Origin of the sequence: Streptomyces sp. G45, assembly GCF_049542095.1 — a bacterium.
Taxonomy (GTDB): domain Bacteria; phylum Actinomycetota; class Actinomycetes; order Streptomycetales; family Streptomycetaceae; genus Streptomyces.
On sequence record NZ_JBMUZU010000001.1, the window covers coordinates 7,807,523 to 7,822,821 of the forward strand.

Sequence of the window (15,299 nt, forward strand, 5' to 3'; positions counted from 1 at the left end):
GGCTCAGGCCCGGCCCCGCCGCGCGTGCTCCGCGCGGTGGGCGCGGGCCAGCTCCACGTACATCGTGCCGTTGAGCGTCAGGCCCGCCCGCTCCTCCTCGGTGAGCTGCCGCCGCACCTTCGCGGGCACCCCCGCCACCAGGGAGCCGGGCGGCACGCGCGTGCCCTGGGGCACCAGCGCCCCCGCCGCGACCAGCGAACCGGCGCCGATCACGGCGCCGTTGAGCACCGTGGCCCCCATCCCGATCAGGCAGTCGTCCTCGATCGTGGCGCCGTGCACGACCGCGTTGTGGCCCACCGACACCCGCTCGCCGATGGTGAGGGGGAAGCCCACGTCGACGTGCAGGGAGCAGTTGTCCTGGACGTTGCTGTCCGCGCCGATCTCGATCGGGCCGCAGTCCGCCCGGAGCACCGCCCCGTACCAGGCGCTCGCGCCCGCGTGCAGCGTCACCTCGCCGATCACCACGGACGTGGGGGAGACGAAGGCCTCCGGGTCGATCTTCGGGTCCTTGCCGCCGATGCCCATGACGAGTGCCTGATGGCCCATGGAGCCTCCCCTTTCCCTCGCGATCCGCGCGCCTGCGCCGGTCGTCGCGTCCGCCGCGACTGTGCGAACCGTACGGGACGGCCGCCGCGGCGCCCGGCGCGTGGGGTGAAGATCACAGGCGGTGGGCGTGCCCGGTCGGCGCCGGGCTGAGTAACGTGAGCGGGTGCCCAGGAACAAGAACACGTTCTCATCCCTTGCCGCCTGGCGGCGCGGCGTGGCGCAGCGCGCCGTCCACGCGGGCTGGGCCTGGGTGCAGCGCACCGGCGCGGTCACCGCCCGGCGCCCCGGGCGGCTGCGGTTCGGCGCGATCGGCGAGGGCACGAAGCTGGCGTTCCCGCAGGGCACGGTCTTCGGCGCCCCCTGGATCCGGCTCGGCGCGCACTGCGTCGTGGGCGAACAGGTCACGCTGACCGCCGGGTTGATGCCCGACCTGGACCTCGGCCCGGACCCGATCCTGCGCATCGGCGACGGCGTGGTCCTCGGCCGCGGCAGCCACGTCATCGCGGACACCTCGGTGACGATCGGCGCCGACTGCTACTTCGGCCCCTATGTGTACGTGACGTCGACCAACCACTCGTACGACGATCCGCACACCCCCATCGGCAAGCAGTGGCCGCGCATGGAGCCGGTGGAGATCGGGCCCGGCTGCTGGGTCGGCACGGGCGCGGTGATCCTGCCGGGCGCCAGGCTCGGCCGCAACGTGGTGGTCGCGGCGGGCGCGGTGGTGCGGGGCGAGGTGCCGGACCACGCGGTGGTGGCCGGTGCGCCCGCGCGCGTGGTGCGGACGTGGTGCGAGGAGCGGGGCTGGCAGCCGCCGCTGCGGACGCCCACGCCGGTGCCGATACCGGAGGGGATCACACCGGAGCAACTGCTGGCGCTCGGCGGGCTTGAGGGCCTGGAGGGCACGGCCTAGCGGGCGTGGCGAAGTCGACGGCGGTTCGGGCAGCGCCCCCAAGGGGCGCGGGGAACTGCGCGACCAGCCACGACGCAGTCGCGGACCAACGACGGCGTGACGCGGCACATTCTGCCGAGCTCAACCCGTAGCCAGCAGCACCGTCCCGATCAGCGCGAGCCCCGCGCCAGCGGCCTGCACGCCCCGCAGCCTCTCCTTGAGGACGCCGCGCGCGGCGAGCGCGGTCACCACCGGGTACAGCGAGGCGAGCACGGCGGCGACGGTCACCGGTCCGCTCCGGGCCGCCATCGCGTACGTGCCGTTGGCGGCGACGTCGGCCAGGCCCACGAAGGCGAGCGCGGGCAGGGCGGACCAGAGCACGCCCGTGCCGCCGCCCTCGGGCAGCGGGGCGGTGCCGCGGCGCGCGGACACATACAGCGCGGCGCCGCCCGCGACCACGTTCGTCACGCGCTGCACGAACAGCGCGAGGAACAGGCCGGTGACGGTGGTGGACGCCTCCGCGATCAGTGCCATGACCGCGCCGAAGCCGACGGCCGCGACCAGCGTGAGCAGCACGGCCTGCCGCCGCACGGGCGCGCCCCGCAGCTCGGGACCGCCCGCGAGCAGGATGCCGACGACCGCCACCACGATGCCCGCGAGCTGCGCGAACCCCGGCCGCTCGCCGAAGAACAGCAAGCCCACGCCCACCGGCACCGCGACGCCGAGGGAGCCGAGCGGCGAGACGACGCCCATCGGGCCGAGCGCCAGGGCCCGGTAGAAGGCGAGCATCGCGACGGGCCCGACGAGTCCCGCGCCGACCGCGAACCACAGCCGCGGCCCCCACTCGCTCCACCCGCCGGTCACCACCACGACCGCGCCGAGCACGGCCACCGCGAGGCACTGGGAGGCGACGACCACCGTGAGCGCCGGGATGCGCCGGGTCAGCAGTCCGCCGCCGAAGTCGGCCAGGCCCCAGAGCAGGCTGGTGGCCAGCGCGAACAGTGCGGTCAGACCGGACATGGGGAAACCTCGCACTACAGTGTGGTGAACCTCGGGGGCCTTCGGGCGCACCACACCGTAGTTCAGTGCAGTGAACTCTGTCATCCAAAATATTGGACGGAATGTGTCGGACCTCGACCAGCTGACCCAGTCGCTCGCGCGCAACCTCAAGCGCTGGCGCACCGAACGGAACTTCACGCTCGACGCGCTCGCGGCCCGCGCGGGCGTCAGCCGCGGCATGATCATCCAGATCGAGCAGGCCCGCACGAACCCCAGCGTGGGCACCACGGTCAAGCTCGCGGACGCGCTCGGCGTCAGCATCACCACGCTCCTCGACTACGAGCAGGGCCCGCACGTGAGGCTCGTACCGCCCGAGCAGGCGGTGCGGATGTGGTCCACGGACGCGGGCAGCAGCACCACGCTGCTCGTCGGCACGGAGGCGCGCGGGCCGTTCGAGCTGTGGTCCTGGACGCTGATGCCGGGCGAGGGCAGCGACTCCGACGCGCACCCGCCGGGCACCCTGGAACTGCTGCACGTCAGGTCGGGCGAGCTGACCCTGGTCGTGGACGGCGACGAGCACCTGGTCGCGGCGGGGTCGGGCGCCACCTTCGAGGCCAATGTGCCCCACGGGTACCACAACAAGGGCGCGGAGCCGGTGGAGATGACCATGGCGGTCTCGGTGCCGCCCGCCCACGCGGGCGCCTACTGACGGCTGTTAGCGTGCGGCCATGCGTGCTCCCCTTGGTGATTTCGACGTCGTCCGCCCCGCACCCGAAGCCCTCGACCTGCTCGTCGCCCCCGTCGCCGACGCCGTACGCGGCTGGCACGGGGACGTACCGGCCGACCAGTTGGTCCATGTCGACACCGAGCCCGAGTGGGCCGACACGGCCACGTTCCTGGAGCACTACGGCCCCGACCTGCTGCGGCAGTCCGCGAACTGCGTGGTCGTCGCGGGCAAGCGCGGCGGCGCGACCAGCCTCGCCGCGTGCGTCGTGCTGTCCGCGGCCCGGGTCGACGTCAACGGCGTCGCCCGCCGCCAACTCGGCGCCCGCAAGGCGTCGTTCGCGCCGATGGAGACCGCGACCGGCGAGACCGGCATGGAGTACGGCGGCATCACGCCCATCGGCCTGCCGCCGACCTGGCCGGTCCTGGTCGACGCCGCCGTCGCGGACCTGCCGTACGTCCTGATCGGCAGCGGCAGCCGCCGCGGCAAGCTGATCGTGCCGGGCAAGGCGCTCGCGGGGCTGCCGAACGCGACGGTCGTCGAGGGGCTCGGCGCGGAGTAGGGGCCAGGGGGGCGTGCGGCGCTAGCCGATGACGCCCCGCGCGCGCAGGTCGGCGATCTCCTGGGGCCCGTGGCCGAGTTCCGCGAGGATCTTCTCGGTGTGCTCGCCCACGTCCGGCACCGGGTCCATCCGCGGCTCGACGCCCGACAGGTCGGCGGGCGGCAGCAGCGCCTGGAACGGGGGCGCGCCGCCCGGCAGGCCCACCTCGCGCCAGCGCCCGCGCTCGACGAGCGCCGGGTGCCGCAGGAAGTCGGCCACGGAGTTCACGCCCGCGTTGGCGATGCCCGCCGCGTCGAGCAGCGCGATCGCCGCCGCGCCGTCGAGCGCCGCGAACCGCCCGGCGACGATCGCGTCCAGCTCCTCCCGGTGCGCCACCCGCGCGGAGCCGGTCGCGAAGCGCGGGTCGGCCACCAGCTCGGGCCGCCCGAGGAACCGCTCGCACAGCGCCGCCCACTCGGGCTCGTTCTGCACCGACAGCAGCACCTGGTGGCCGTCGGCCGCGGTGAACACGCCGTACGGCGCGATCGTCGCGTGGCGCGCCCCGACTCGCGGCGGCTGCGTGCCCCCGTACCGCGTGTAGGCCGCGGGCTGGCCCATCCACTCGGCGAGCGCGTCGAGCAGCGACACCTCCACCGCGGGCGCCCGGCCCGTCGTCGCCCGCGTGTACAGCGCGGCGAGGACACCGCTGTAGGCGTACGTCCCGGCCGCGATGTCGGCCACGGATATCCCCACGCGCACCGCCTCGTCGGGGGTGCCGGTGAGCGAGACAAGGCCGGTCTGGCACTGCACGAGCATGTCGTACGCCTTGCGGTCCGCCCAGGGGCCGCTCGTGCCGTAGCCGCTGATGGCGCAGGTGATCAGCGAGGGGTGGCGGGCCTGGAGCTCCGCGGCGGACAGCCCGAGGCGGTCGGCCGCGCCGGGCGCGAGGTTCTGGACGAATACGTCGGCGTCGGCGAGCAGGCGCCCCAGGATCCGCCCGCCGTCCGCCGACTTCACGTCCAGGGTGAGCGATTCCTTGGAGCGGTTCACCCAGACGAAATAGCTGGACTGGCCGTGCACGGTGGTGTCGTAGCGGCGCGCGAAGTCGCCCCCGCCGGGGCGCTCCACCTTGATGACGCGCGCGCCGAGGTCGGCGAGCTGGCGGGTGGCGAACGGCGCGGCGACGGCCTGTTCGAGGCTGACCACGGTGACACCGGCCAGCGGCAGTGGATGCGGTGGACACGACATGGCGTCGACCGTATCCGGAGCCCCGTGGTGACGGGCCAGGGCGCGTTTCAGGCCAGGGCCGTTCACCTGTTGCTCACGCGGGTCGGCACGATCCGCCGCACACGTCTCGTGCGCAGTTTGGGCGCAGTTCAGCAAGGAGGGGCACGGTGCCAGTGGGTGCCCGCTCGACTCGTCCCGTCGCCTCGCTGCCTCTGCCGCTTCTTCCGCCGCCGCCCCTCCGTCGCTCCCGTCGCTCCCGTCGCTCCCGTCGCCTCCGCCGCACCGCTCGTGACCTCGCACTCGCCGAGGTCGGATCCGCCGACCCGTCTCCATCGGCCCCTCCCCATCGAACGGAGAACGCACTGTCATGCCCGCGACATCAAGCACGCCCGCCTCCGCGCCCGTCCCCGCCCCGGTCTCCGCACCCGGCACCGGTCCTGGTGCTGATGCTGGTCCTGGTGCTGGTCCTAGTGCTGCTCCTGGTCCCGCGTACGTCCCCTCCATCGCCGACACCGAGGAGCAGATCCGCGCCGCCCAACGCCTGCGCTACCGGGTCTTCGGCGAGGAGATGGGCGCCCGGCTCGACACGCCCCTGCCCGGGCACGACGTCGACGCCTTCGACGCCCTCGCGGACCATCTGATCGTCACCGACACCGCGAGCGGCGACGTCGTCGGCACCTACCGGCTGCTCCCGCCCGGACGCGGAGAACTCTCCTACTCCGAGGGGGAGTTCGACCTCGGCGCGCTGCGCCCGCTGCGCTCCGCCACCATCGAGGCCGGGCGCTCCTGCGTGCACCCCGACCACCGCTCCGGCAGCGTGATCAACCTGATGTGGTCCGCGCTCGCCCGCTACGTCCTGCTCTCCGGCCACCGCTACCTCGCGGGCTGCGCCTCCGTGCCCCTCGACGACGGCGGTACGGCCGCCGCGAGCGCCTGGCTGCTCGGCACCGCCAAGCACGCCTCGCCGCCCGACCTGCGCGTGCACCCGCACCGCCCCTGGATGCCCGGCGAGCCCACGACCGACCGCCGGGCCAGCTACGCCGACCTGCCGCCGCTGCTGCGCGGCTATCTGCGCCTGGGGGCCTGGGTGTGCGGGGCGCCCGCGTACGACCCGGAGTTCGAGTCCGCCGACTTCTTCGTCCTCCTCGACACCGAGCGGCTCAGCGACCGGCACCGCCGGTTCTTCCTCGGCGACGCCGGGCGCGACGGCGGTGCGGCGGGGAGGAGGGCGTGAACCCCTGGGCCGTGGACGCGGGCTGCCCCCGGTCGTGCGCCGTGGCCCCGGCGGACCGCGTGTCGCCCGCCGAGGCCGCGCGGCGGTACGCCGGACTGGCCCGCGTGCTCGGCCACAGCCTCCGCCTAGGGGAAGGGCTCGCCGACAGCGACACGCCCCGCGTGCAGGCCCGGCGCGTGCTGCGGGCCCTCGGGGTCGGCCTGGAGGCGGGGCCGGTGCCGCTGAGCGTGCCCGGGGCGGACGTGGGGACCCTCGTCGTCGCCAACCACATCTCCTGGCTGGACGTCGTGGCGCTGCTCGCGGTGGAACCCGTGTCGTTCGTCGCCAAGCGGGAGGTGGCGCGGTGGCCGGTCGTGGGCACCTTCGCGCGGCGCATGGGCACGCAGTTCATCGACCGCGAGGGCGGGCGGCGGGCGCTGCCCCTGATGGTCGGCGAACTGGCCAAGAGCCTGGCCGCCGGTCGCACGGTCCTCGTCTTCCCCCAGGCCACGACCTGGTGCTCCGTCAGCGGCGGACGGTTCCGCAGGGCCGCGTTCCAGGCGGCCGTCGACGCGGGAGCGGCCGTACGGCCCGTCACCGTGGGGTACCGGCAGGGCGGCGAGGTGAGCACGGCCGCGGCGTTCCTGGGGGACGAGGGGTTCGGCGGGGCCCTGCGGAGGGTGGTGGCGGCGCGGGGGCTCAGCGTGCGCGTCACCGCGCATCCACCGCTGTACGGAGGGGACCGCAAGGGGCTGGCGGAGGGGGCCTGGGCGGTGGTGTGCCGGGGGTAGGGGGCCTCGCGGGGCGCCCCGGTCCCGCCCCTTCACCGAAACCATGGGGCTCCGCCCCCTGGCACCCCCGTTCATCGGCCTGGCGGCCTCGTCCTCAAACGCCGGACGGGCTGTAGAGGGCGGGCGGATCACGGAGAGCCGACGATGGCGAGGAGGCGAGGTCTGGCCCGTCCGGCGTTTGAGGACGAGGCGCGGAGCGCCGATGGGGGTGGCGGCGCGCCGACTTGACGCCAAGGCCCCTGGCCGGAAGAGCGCATTAAGGGGGCGTAAAGATTGCCGGAAAATGGCAATGCGCCGACGTGGCCCGCTGGGTCACCATGGGAGGGCAGGAACGGGGGGCGAGACCCGGGTGCCGGATCACGGAAACGTGGTGCGGCACCCGGGGGACATCCGGCCACCCGGGCACGACCGAACGAGGGGGCCGGGACATGGGGGAGTTGCTGCGTGCCGCGGTGGGGTTTCCGGGGGTGGTGTACAGCTCGGCGCTGACCGTCGTCGTCGGGTTCTGGGCGCTGGTCGCGGTGGGGTTGACGCGCGTGGACAGCTTCGACGAGGACGCCGACCTGCGCGCCCTGGGGCTCGGGGGAGTCCCGGTGGCCGTCGCGGTCTCGCTGGCCGTCGCCGTCGGCTGGACGGTGAGCGTCGCAGGGGCGGTGGCGATGGCGCGCGCGGGCCTGACCGGCCTCGCGCACGCGGCGGTCGACCTGGGCCTGCTGCTCGCCTCGGCGCTGGCCGCCTGGGGCGCGACGCGGGCGTGCGCCAGGGGGTGGGCGGCGCGCCGCTCCCGGGGCGACGCCGAGGCGTTCGCGCGGAGCCTCGTCGGCGCGGTGGCCACGGTCCGCACGGGAGCGGTGGACGCGGAGCGCGGCCGCGCGGAGGTCGCCACGAGCGCCGGGTCGGTGGCGATCGTGGAGGTCAGACACGCCCCGCGCGCGCAGGGCGAGTCGCTGACGCTCGGCAGCAGCGCCGTGCTGTACGCGTACGACGAGACCGGCGGGTTCTACTGGGCCCGCCCGGCCCCGGTGCCGCTCACGCCCTGGCGCCGCGCGCTGCCCAGGGCCCAGCGCGGCTGGCAGCGGACCGGCTGCGCCCGGATGACCGGGTGACCGGGTGTCCCGATGAGACCGCCGCCCTTCCTGGCCCCGCTGGCCGACCGGCCCCCGGGGCAGCCGTCGCGACCTCGTGCGCTAGAAAGGCGTAAAGGTTTCTTCAGGAAGTCAGGGGCGCATGTGGCGGAGCAGGACATACCGGACGCTTATCTGGACGGGTACACCGGCATCCTCGCCGAGGCCTCGGCGACCGGCCGGAGCCTGACCCGCGACGAGCTGGAGTCCCGCCGGGCCCTCGGGGAGCGCGCCGCCGAGGCGGGACACGGCCTGCGTGCCCTGGTCGGCGCGCATCTGGCCGGGGCCCGCGCGTTCGCGGCGGCGCCCCGCGCGCACGGCCCGGACGGCGGCGCCCGGCCCGTCTCCGTGGAGGCCGTGCTCGCCGCCGTCGAGCAGGCCGTCGACGCCTTCGCCGAGGGGTACGAGCGGGCCCAGCGCCTGGCCGTACGACAGGAGGAGGCCGCGCGCCGCGAGTTCATCGACGACCTGCTGCACGGCCGCAGCGACCTGGGGCTGCTCGCCGAGCGCGCGGAGCGCTTCGGCCTGCGCCTGTCCTTCACGCACGCGGTGGCCGTCGCGCAGGGCGCCTGCGCCTACGAGGACGGCGACCCGGCCCCGCGCGAGGTGGAGCGCGCCCTGGCCGCCCGCTTCGGCGACCGCAGCATCCTCGTCGCCACCAAGGACGGCCGCCTGGTGTGCGTGGCCTCCGACGACCAGGACGACGTCCTCGCGTACTTCGCCAAGCAGGCGCACGTCGCCACCGACGGCGGCCGCGTGGCCATCGGCCGCCCGCAGCCCGGCGCGGGCGGCGTCGTCCAGTCGTACGAGGAAGCGCTGAACGCGCTGGACATCGCCGACCGCCTGGAGCTGGAGGACCCGGTGCTGCGCGCCGCCGACCTCCTGGTCTTCCCGGTGCTCACCCGCGACCGGCAGGCGATGGCCGACCTGGTGCAGAGCGCGCTCGGCCCGCTGAGCCAGGCCAGGGGCGGCGCCCAGCCCCTCATCGAGACCCTCGCGGTGTACTTCGACACGGGCTGCGTCGCCGCCCAGGCCGCCCGCCGCCTCAACCTGAGCGTGCGCGCCCTGACGTACCGCCTGGAGCGCGTCCACCGCCTCACCGGCACCGACCCCGCCGACCCGCTGCACCGCTACACGCTCCAGACGGCGGTGATCGGCGCGCGGCTCCTGGACTGGCCCGAGCGGCCCTTCTGAGCCGGGCGCCGGGCCCTGGCTAGGCGGCGCCGAGCCGGGGATCTCGATCGCCGGGCAGCGGTCCATGACCATGTCGAGCCCGGCGGCACGGGTGCGGTCGTAGGCCGCCTCGTCGATGACGCCGAGCTGGAACCAGACCGCCTTGGCGCCGATGGCCGCGGCCTCGTCGGCGACGGCCCCGGCGAGGTCGCTGTTCACGAAGACGTCGACGACGTCGACCTCGAAGGGGATCGCGTCCAGGGAGGGATATCCCTGCTCCCCGTGGACGGTCTCCGCCTTCGGGTGCACGGGCACGACGCGCTTGCCGAAGCGCTGGAGGACCTCCGCGACACCGTACGCCGCCCGCTGCCGGTTCGACGACAGGCCCACGACCGCCCAGGTGTCGCCGAGTTCGGTGAGGATCCTGCGGACCGTTGCTGAGTCGCCGTACACGAGCGGCCTCCTTGGAATGTGGGCGTGAGCTGCCGTCCCGGACAACAGTGGACGCGGGTCGGCGATTCCCGCGCGTGGCGCGGCTCAAGGGCGGGCGGCGGCCGACCGATCGCGAGGGCATGGGAACACGCCTCCTCGCCACCGTCCGCCATCTCGCCGTCCGCCCGCTGCTGGGGGCGGCTGCCGGGCTGTCGCTCGCCCTGTCGGGGGTCGCGCCCGCGCCCGCGGCCGTCCCGCCGGGCACGGCACAGCGCCCGCACGCCACAGGCCTGCGGGCGCTGTTCGGCTCGGAGAACCGGGTGATCCGCACGCGCGAGCGGGTGGTCGCGGTGACGTTCAACGCGGCCTGGAACGAAGCGGGCCTGGACGCCGTCCTCGGCGAACTCGGCCGCTGCGACACGCCCGCCACGTTCTTCCTGACCGGCGACTTCGCCGACCGCCACCCCGGGGCCGTGCGGCGCATCGCGGCCGCCGGGCACGGCCTCGGCAACCACTCCTACAGCCACCCCTACTTCAGGGACCTGACCCCGGCCGGGCGGCGCCAGGAGGTCCGGGCGGCGGACCGCGCCCTGCGCGCGGCCGGGGCGGGCCGCGCGCTGACGCCGTTCTTCCGCTTCCCTTACGGCGAGACCAGCCTCGCCCACATCAGGGAGGTCAACCGCCTGGGCTTCGCCGACATCGAGTTCACCACCGACACCAACGGCTGGAAGGGCACCGAGGGCGGCATGACCGTGGACCGCGCCGTCCGCAGGGCGCTGGACGCGCTGCGCCCCGGGGCGGTCCTGCAGATGCACGTGGGCGCCTCCGAAGGCCGCACCGAGGTGCTCGACGCCCAGGCGCTGCCCCGCGTCCTCGACGCGATCGCCGCTCGCGGCTACCGCGTCATCGACCTCCGCGACCTCCTTGAGCCCCCGGCCCCGCCGAGTGAGGCCGTGCCGGGGGCCGAGGGTGTCAGACGTTGACGCCGTAGTCGGATGCGATGCCGCGCAGGCCGCTGGCGTAGCCCTGGCCGACGGCGCGGAACTTCCATTCGGTGCCGTGGCGGTAGAGCTCGCCGAAGACCATGGCGGTTTCGGTGGAGGCGTCTTCGGAGAGGTCGTAGCGGGCGATTTCCTGGTTGTCGGCCTGGTTGACGACGCGGATGAACGCGTTGCGGACCTGGCCGAAGGACTGGCCGCGGGTTTCGGCGTCGTGGATGGAGACGGGGAAGACGATTGTGGTGATGGTGGCGGGGACGGTGGCGAGGTTGACCTTGATGGCCTCGTCGTCGCCTTCGCCTTCGCCGGTGAGGTTGTCTCCGGTGTGTTCGACGGAGCCGTCGGGGCTGGTGAGGTTGTTGTAGAAGACGAAGTGCTGGTCGGATGCGACCTTGCCGGTGTCGTCGCAGAGCAGGGCGGAGGCGTCGAGGTCGTAGTCGGTGCCGGTGGTGGTGCGTACGTCCCAGCCCAGGCCGATGAGTACGGCGGTCAGGCCCGGGGCCTCCTTGCTCAGCGAGACGTTGCCGCCCTTGGCCAGGGAAACTCCCACGGTGTCCTCCAGTGGTCCTCTGCGTGCGTGTGGCCCGGGCCGCGGTCGGCGCCCGGAACTCAGAATCTACATGACTGTAGAAGTTGGGGAGGGTGGCGGGGCGGCCCGGCCGTTACGATGTGGCGCTCCCTGAGCCGCGTACGCGAGGCGTGGGGCGCACCGGGACACACGCGGCGTACGGACGGCTGAGACGCGTGCCACGCGCGCGACGTACGGCGGCTGGAGGCGAGGACACGGCATGGCGCAGGACGAGCGGGAACCACGGGAGCCGCGGCTGCGGAGGCGCGGTCAGGGCGAGCTGGAGGCCCAGGTGCTCTCGGCCCTGGGGGCCGCGCCCGGTCCCGTGAGCGCGGCCTGGGTGCAGGAACGTGTCGGCGGCGGCCTCGCGTACACCACCGTGATGACGATCCTCACGCGGCTGCTCGCCAAGGGCGCGGTGACCAGGGAGCGCGCCGGGCGGTCCTTCGTGTGGCGCTCCGCCGCCGACGAGGCGGGGCTCGCGGCGCTGCGCATGCGCAAGGTGCTCGACGGCGAGCGCGATCGCGAGGCCGTGCTCGCCAGCTTCGTCACGACCCTGTCCGCCGACGACGAGCGGCTGCTGCGCGACCTGCTCGGCGAGGCGGGCGGGGCCGCGGGCGGGGACGGCGGGGACGAGGCCGCGGGCGGGGCCGCGGCGGAGGGCTGACGGCGCTCATGGGGGTCTTCGTCTTCCTGCCGCTCGTGCTGCCGCTGACCGCCTGGCCGGTGGCCCGGCTGGCCGCCCAGCACCTGCACCCGCGCACGGCCACCCGGCTGCTGACCGCGCTCGCGGTGGTGATGGCGCTGTGCAGCACGCTGTGCCTGGCCCTGCTGATGGTGGTCGGCACCGCCCAACTGCCGGGCAATCCGCTGCCGGACGCCTGGTCCGACCCGGAGGTGCGCGCCGCGCTGCCCTATGACGAGGTCGCGGGCAAGGCCGCGATCCCGGCGCTGCTGGCGGTGTGCGCCGCGGTGGGCCGCACCCTGTGGCGGCACGCGTCGGTGCGCCGCCGGGCGCTGCGCGCGGTCGCCGGGGCTCCCGGCACGTCGGTGGCGGTCCTCGCGGACGACGCGGTGCCGTACGCGTACGCCCTGCCGGGGCGCCGGACGTGGTCCGGGCGCCGCGGGGCGCGGGGGCGCCAGGCCGGGCGGGTCGTCGTCACGCGGGCGCTCCTCGACCGGCTGGGGCCCGGCGAGCGGCGGGCCCTGTTCGCCCACGAGCGGGCCCATCTCGCCGCGCGCCACCACCGGTTCCTGCTGGCCACCCAACTCGCGGCCCGCGCCAACCCGTTCCTGGTGCCGCTGCGCACCGCCACCGCGTACACCACCGAGCGGTGGGCCGACGAGGAGGCGGCGCGGGAGGTGCGCGACCGGCGCGTGGTCGCGCGGGCCATCGGGGTGGCGGCGCTCGCGCGGGCGGCGGCGCCCGCGGCGCCTCACGCGGGGCTCGGGGACTCGGGGGCTCGCGGGGTTCGCCGCGGCGGGTCCCGTGCCGCGGCGGGTGGCCGCACTGCTGGCCCCGGCTCCGGCCCCGCGCACCCGGCCGTCCCTGTTCACCGCGGTGGGCCTCGCCCTGTGGTGCGCGGCGTGCGGCACGGCCGCCTCCGCGATGTCGTCGGCGAACGCGGCGGTCTCCATGGTCCTGGTGCTGCGGGCGGCTACGGCGTTGTGAGGGGGCTTGGGCGGTCGCTCCGGGGGGCGGCTTTCGTGCGGGGGCGCTCCGTAGGGACGGCTTCCTTTCGGGGGTGACGTCCCTCCCGGGGCACTCCGCGGGGGCGGCCTTCCGGGGGAGCGTGCTCTGAAGAGGCCACTCCGTAGGGACGGTCTCCGGAAGGGCCACTCCGTAGGGACGGTCTCCCGAAGGGCCACTCCGTAGTGACGGCGCCCGGGGCGGTTCTCCTGGAGTGCCGGGCGCCGTCACGGCGGTGGCCGACCGTCAGAGGTCGAACTCGTGCGGCGGCAGGTTGAGCGCGAAGCACGCCTCGCGCACCACGGCCTGCTCGTCCTTGTCGAAGTCGCCGTCGGCGCCGCCGATGACGATGCCGATCTGGACGACCGCGCGGGCCTCGGCGGGCTTCTTCTTCGCCTTGGCGACCTCCTGCAACACGCTCACCTTGCCGAACGCGAAGTCCGCGGTGAGCTTGTCCACGTACTCGTCGAAGCGGCGGCGCAGGTCGTCGGCGGGGAAGTTCTGCAGCACCTCGTTCGTGGCGATGAGCTGGGCCACGCGCTGGCGCTCGGACGCGTCCACGGTGCCGTCGGCGGCCGCCACCAGGGCGCACATCGCCATGCTGGCGTCGCGGAAGGCCCCGCTCGTGAGCTCGTTCTTCTTCGCCACGAGCTGCGTCTGCATCGTCGACGCCGATTCCTTGAGGCGGTCCCACAGGGCCATGGAAAACTCCATCGTTGAGCTCGGGTCGGCGCGCCTGTCGCCACCGACTTCTACAGCAATGTAGAAACTAGCATCCGGGCCGAAAGGTTCCGCACGCACCGAAGGGCCGCATCCGATGACCCCGACACCCCAGGAGCGACGGCAGGGCACCGCGCGCGAACTCCTGGAGACCGCCACGGCGCAGCTCGCCCCCGCGCCGGACGCCAACCCGTTCGTGCCGCTCGTCGTGTCGGGCACCGCGGGCCTCGGCGCGGTGGCGGCGCTCGCCCTGGAGCAGCGCCACGTCATCCCGGCCGACCGCCGCTCCTTCCAGCACCTGGCGGCCCGTTCGGCCGCCGCGGACCTGCCCGCGACCGCCGCGTTCTTCGACGCCCTGACCGAGGGCGAGGACCTCGCACAGGGCCACCTCGGCGCCCTCGTCGCGGCCTGCGGCCTCGACGAGCGGCAGGCGGCGGCGTACACGCCCATGGCGGGCTGCCAGGCCTATCCCGCGTACGTCGCCTGGCTCGCCCTCAACGCCGAACCGGTCGACGCGGTCCTCGCCCTGACCGCCAACTTCGCGGCGTGGGGCGGCTACTGCGCGCTGCTCGCCCGCAGCTTGCGCGAGCACCACGGGTTCCCGGACGAGGCCTGCGCGTTCTTCGACCTCTTCGCGGAGCCGTCCGCCGACCTCGACCGCGCGACGATCGCCGCCCTCTCCGAAGGCGTGGCCCAGGGCCGCGTCACCCCGCGCGCGGCACTGCGGCAGGGGAAGCTGCTCCAGGAGTACGAGGAGATGTTCTGGGCGAGCCTGGCCGCGCGCGTCTGACGCGCAGCCGAAAGCACGTGCCGAAAGCACGCGCAGCCTAAAGCGCGCGCAGCCGAAAGCGCGTGCCGCCGAAAGCACGGTGGGCCGGTCCCCGGCACTCCGGAGACCGGCCCACCGTGACGAGAGACACGACAGAGGCGCTGGAAGGGCAGGTCAGTCGGCCTGGAAGACGATGGCCGTGACGACGATCCCGTCGCGCACCAGCCACGTGCCGGACAGGCTCGTCAGCTCGGAGCCCGCCACCACCGGGCCCGCCACCAGGATCTTCGCCGTGAACGTGCCGTCCCGGCGGATGTCGAGGTGCGCGTCCTCGAAGCCGAGCCAGCGCCGGGCGAGCGGGAACCAGGTCTTGTAGACGGACTCCTTGGCGCTGAACAGCAGCCGGTCCCAGGGCACCGACGGCTCCTCGGCGGCGAGCGCGGCCAGCTGGGCGCGCTCCGTCTCGTCGCTGACCAGGTCCAGGACGCCGGGGTCGGAGAGCCGCTCCGCCGGTTCCGCGTCGACGCCGAGCGACGTCACTTCGGAGGCCCTGGCCACGACCGCGCCGCGGTAGCCCGTGCAGTGCGTCATGCTGCCGACGACGCCGTCCGGCCAGACCGGGGCGCCCTTGTCGCCGCGCACGATGGGCGCGGGCGGCACACCGATGCGGGAGAGCGCGGCGCGGGCGCAGTGCCGCACCGTGGTGAACTCCCGCTGCCTCTTGGGCACGGCTTTCGCTACGAAGGGGGCTTCTTCGGGGAACAGGACCGCGTCAGCGGGGTCCTCGCGGGTCTCGGAGACGACGACCGGGGCCCCGGCCAGAAGCGTGCTCAGTATGCCGGAAGGTGAGGTCACGGTGGATCACTGTACCGGCGCCGCCCGGCCGCGTCAG

16 protein-coding genes and 2 pseudogenes are annotated in these 15,299 nt (G+C 74.7%); 11 read left to right on the forward strand and 7 right to left on the reverse strand.

Annotated features, from left to right (window positions below; translation table 11 throughout):
* Nucleotides 1–3 precede the first annotated feature (3 nt).
* Nucleotides 4–546, reverse strand: a complete 543-nt coding sequence (locus tag ACOBQU_RS33180; protein WP_423632297.1) for a gamma carbonic anhydrase family protein — start codon at nucleotides 544–546, stop codon at nucleotides 4–6.
* A gap of 163 nt (nucleotides 547–709) precedes the next feature.
* On the opposite strand from ACOBQU_RS33180, the gene ACOBQU_RS33185 reads away from it, so the two are divergent.
* Nucleotides 710–1,459, forward strand: coding sequence for an acyltransferase (locus ACOBQU_RS33185; protein ID WP_423632299.1), 750 nt, complete (start codon nucleotides 710–712; stop codon nucleotides 1,457–1,459).
* A 120-nt stretch (nucleotides 1,460–1,579) separates the two neighbouring features.
* On the opposite strand, the gene ACOBQU_RS33190 is transcribed toward ACOBQU_RS33185, so the two are convergent.
* Complete coding sequence (locus ACOBQU_RS33190; RefSeq protein ID WP_423634880.1) at nucleotides 1,580–2,449, reverse strand: EamA family transporter; 870 nt, start codon at nucleotides 2,447–2,449, stop codon at nucleotides 1,580–1,582.
* 112 nt (nucleotides 2,450–2,561) lie between these two features.
* Between ACOBQU_RS33190 and ACOBQU_RS33195 the strand changes: the two genes are divergently transcribed.
* Nucleotides 2,562–3,146, forward strand: a complete 585-nt coding sequence (locus ACOBQU_RS33195) for a helix-turn-helix domain-containing protein (RefSeq protein WP_423632300.1) — start codon at nucleotides 2,562–2,564, stop codon at nucleotides 3,144–3,146.
* A 19-nt stretch (nucleotides 3,147–3,165) separates the two neighbouring features.
* The gene (locus ACOBQU_RS33200) at nucleotides 3,166–3,723 is read left to right on the forward strand and encodes a YbaK/EbsC family protein (protein WP_423632302.1); all 558 of its coding nucleotides are present in this window, start codon (nucleotides 3,166–3,168) and stop codon (nucleotides 3,721–3,723) included.
* Nucleotides 3,724–3,744: 21 nt separating this feature from the next.
* Here the strand turns inward: ACOBQU_RS33200 and ACOBQU_RS33205 are convergent, their stop codons facing one another.
* Nucleotides 3,745–4,950: a CaiB/BaiF CoA transferase family protein gene (locus tag ACOBQU_RS33205; protein ID WP_423632304.1), complete on the reverse strand. Its 1,206-nt coding sequence runs from the start codon at nucleotides 4,948–4,950 to the stop codon at nucleotides 3,745–3,747.
* Nucleotides 4,951–5,296: 346 nt separating this feature from the next.
* Between ACOBQU_RS33205 and ACOBQU_RS33210 the strand changes: the two genes are divergently transcribed.
* The 4 genes from ACOBQU_RS33210 to ACOBQU_RS33225 all read left to right on the forward strand — a co-directional run bounded on the left by ACOBQU_RS33210 (nucleotide 5,297) and on the right by ACOBQU_RS33225 (nucleotide 9,251).
* Nucleotides 5,297–6,163, forward strand: coding sequence for a GNAT family N-acyltransferase (locus tag ACOBQU_RS33210; RefSeq protein ID WP_423632306.1), 867 nt, complete (start codon nucleotides 5,297–5,299; stop codon nucleotides 6,161–6,163).
* On the forward strand, nucleotides 6,160–6,933 hold the full coding sequence (locus tag ACOBQU_RS33215; protein ID WP_423632308.1) for a lysophospholipid acyltransferase family protein: 774 nt from the start codon (nucleotides 6,160–6,162) through the stop codon (nucleotides 6,931–6,933). Before ACOBQU_RS33210 ends, ACOBQU_RS33215 begins: the two co-directional genes overlap by 4 nt.
* Nucleotides 6,934–7,361: 428 nt before the next feature.
* Nucleotides 7,362–8,039, forward strand: coding sequence for a hypothetical protein (locus ACOBQU_RS33220; protein WP_423632310.1), 678 nt, complete (start codon nucleotides 7,362–7,364; stop codon nucleotides 8,037–8,039).
* A 123-nt stretch (nucleotides 8,040–8,162) separates the two neighbouring features.
* The gene (locus ACOBQU_RS33225) at nucleotides 8,163–9,251 is read left to right on the forward strand and encodes a PucR family transcriptional regulator (RefSeq protein ID WP_423632312.1); all 1,089 of its coding nucleotides are present in this window, start codon (nucleotides 8,163–8,165) and stop codon (nucleotides 9,249–9,251) included.
* Nucleotides 9,252–9,287: 36 nt separating this feature from the next.
* On the opposite strand, the pseudogene ACOBQU_RS33230 reads toward ACOBQU_RS33225, so the two are convergent.
* A pseudogene (locus ACOBQU_RS33230) lies at nucleotides 9,288–9,683 on the reverse strand (CoA-binding protein); the annotation flags it as partial.
* A 119-nt stretch (nucleotides 9,684–9,802) separates the two neighbouring features.
* On the opposite strand from ACOBQU_RS33230, the gene ACOBQU_RS33235 reads away from it, so the two are divergent.
* Nucleotides 9,803–10,645 carry a polysaccharide deacetylase family protein gene (locus tag ACOBQU_RS33235; protein ID WP_423632314.1) on the forward strand — a complete coding sequence of 281 codons (843 nt, stop codon included), beginning with the start codon at nucleotides 9,803–9,805 and terminating at the stop codon, nucleotides 10,643–10,645.
* On the opposite strand, the gene ACOBQU_RS33240 is transcribed toward ACOBQU_RS33235, so the two are convergent.
* Complete coding sequence (locus tag ACOBQU_RS33240; RefSeq protein WP_423632316.1) at nucleotides 10,635–11,210, reverse strand: TerD family protein; 576 nt, start codon at nucleotides 11,208–11,210, stop codon at nucleotides 10,635–10,637. The genes ACOBQU_RS33235 and ACOBQU_RS33240 overlap by 11 nt on opposite strands.
* A 238-nt stretch (nucleotides 11,211–11,448) precedes the next feature.
* On the opposite strand from ACOBQU_RS33240, the gene ACOBQU_RS33245 reads away from it, so the two are divergent.
* Both ACOBQU_RS33245 and ACOBQU_RS33250 read left to right on the forward strand, forming a co-directional pair.
* On the forward strand, nucleotides 11,449–11,895 hold the full coding sequence (locus tag ACOBQU_RS33245; protein WP_423632318.1) for a BlaI/MecI/CopY family transcriptional regulator: 447 nt from the start codon (nucleotides 11,449–11,451) through the stop codon (nucleotides 11,893–11,895).
* An 8-nt stretch (nucleotides 11,896–11,903) separates the two neighbouring features.
* Nucleotides 11,904–12,900, forward strand: a pseudogene (locus tag ACOBQU_RS33250) (M56 family metallopeptidase).
* A gap of 264 nt (nucleotides 12,901–13,164) precedes the next feature.
* Here ACOBQU_RS33250 and ACOBQU_RS33255 read toward each other — a convergent pair.
* Nucleotides 13,165–13,620, reverse strand: coding sequence for a tellurite resistance TerB family protein (locus tag ACOBQU_RS33255; protein ID WP_423632320.1), 456 nt, complete (start codon nucleotides 13,618–13,620; stop codon nucleotides 13,165–13,167).
* Between the two features lie 115 nt (nucleotides 13,621–13,735).
* Between ACOBQU_RS33255 and ACOBQU_RS33260 the strand changes: the two genes are divergently transcribed.
* On the forward strand, nucleotides 13,736–14,428 hold the full coding sequence (locus ACOBQU_RS33260) for a transcriptional regulator (RefSeq protein ID WP_423632322.1): 693 nt from the start codon (nucleotides 13,736–13,738) through the stop codon (nucleotides 14,426–14,428).
* 153 nt (nucleotides 14,429–14,581) lie between these two features.
* Here the strand turns inward: ACOBQU_RS33260 and ACOBQU_RS33265 are convergent, their stop codons facing one another.
* A complete protein-coding gene (locus ACOBQU_RS33265) occupies nucleotides 14,582–15,262 on the reverse strand; it encodes a 4'-phosphopantetheinyl transferase family protein (RefSeq protein WP_423632324.1) in 681 nt (226 codons plus the stop codon).
* Nucleotides 15,263–15,299 lie beyond the last annotated feature (37 nt).

What these genes read in the sequence shown, in the direction of transcription:
- ACOBQU_RS33260 (WP_423632322.1), top strand. Translation starts at nt 13,736, where the DNA reads ATGACCCCGACACCCCAGGAGCGACGGCAGGGCACCGCGCGCGAACTC.
- ACOBQU_RS33235 (WP_423632314.1), top strand. Translation starts at nt 9,803, where the DNA reads ATGGGAACACGCCTCCTCGCCACCGTCCGCCATCTCGCCGTCCGCCCG.
- ACOBQU_RS33220 (WP_423632310.1), top strand. Translation starts at nt 7,362, where the DNA reads ATGGGGGAGTTGCTGCGTGCCGCGGTGGGGTTTCCGGGGGTGGTGTAC.
- ACOBQU_RS33210 (WP_423632306.1), top strand. Translation starts at nt 5,297, where the DNA reads ATGCCCGCGACATCAAGCACGCCCGCCTCCGCGCCCGTCCCCGCCCCG.
- ACOBQU_RS33245 (WP_423632318.1), top strand. Translation starts at nt 11,449, where the DNA reads ATGGCGCAGGACGAGCGGGAACCACGGGAGCCGCGGCTGCGGAGGCGC.
- ACOBQU_RS33200 (WP_423632302.1), top strand. Translation starts at nt 3,166, where the DNA reads ATGCGTGCTCCCCTTGGTGATTTCGACGTCGTCCGCCCCGCACCCGAA.
- ACOBQU_RS33255 (WP_423632320.1), bottom strand. Translation starts at nt 13,620, where the DNA reads ATGGCCCTGTGGGACCGCCTCAAGGAATCGGCGTCGACGATGCAGACG.
- ACOBQU_RS33205 (WP_423632304.1), bottom strand. Translation starts at nt 4,950, where the DNA reads ATGTCGTGTCCACCGCATCCACTGCCGCTGGCCGGTGTCACCGTGGTC.
- ACOBQU_RS33180 (WP_423632297.1), bottom strand. Translation starts at nt 546, where the DNA reads ATGGGCCATCAGGCACTCGTCATGGGCATCGGCGGCAAGGACCCGAAG.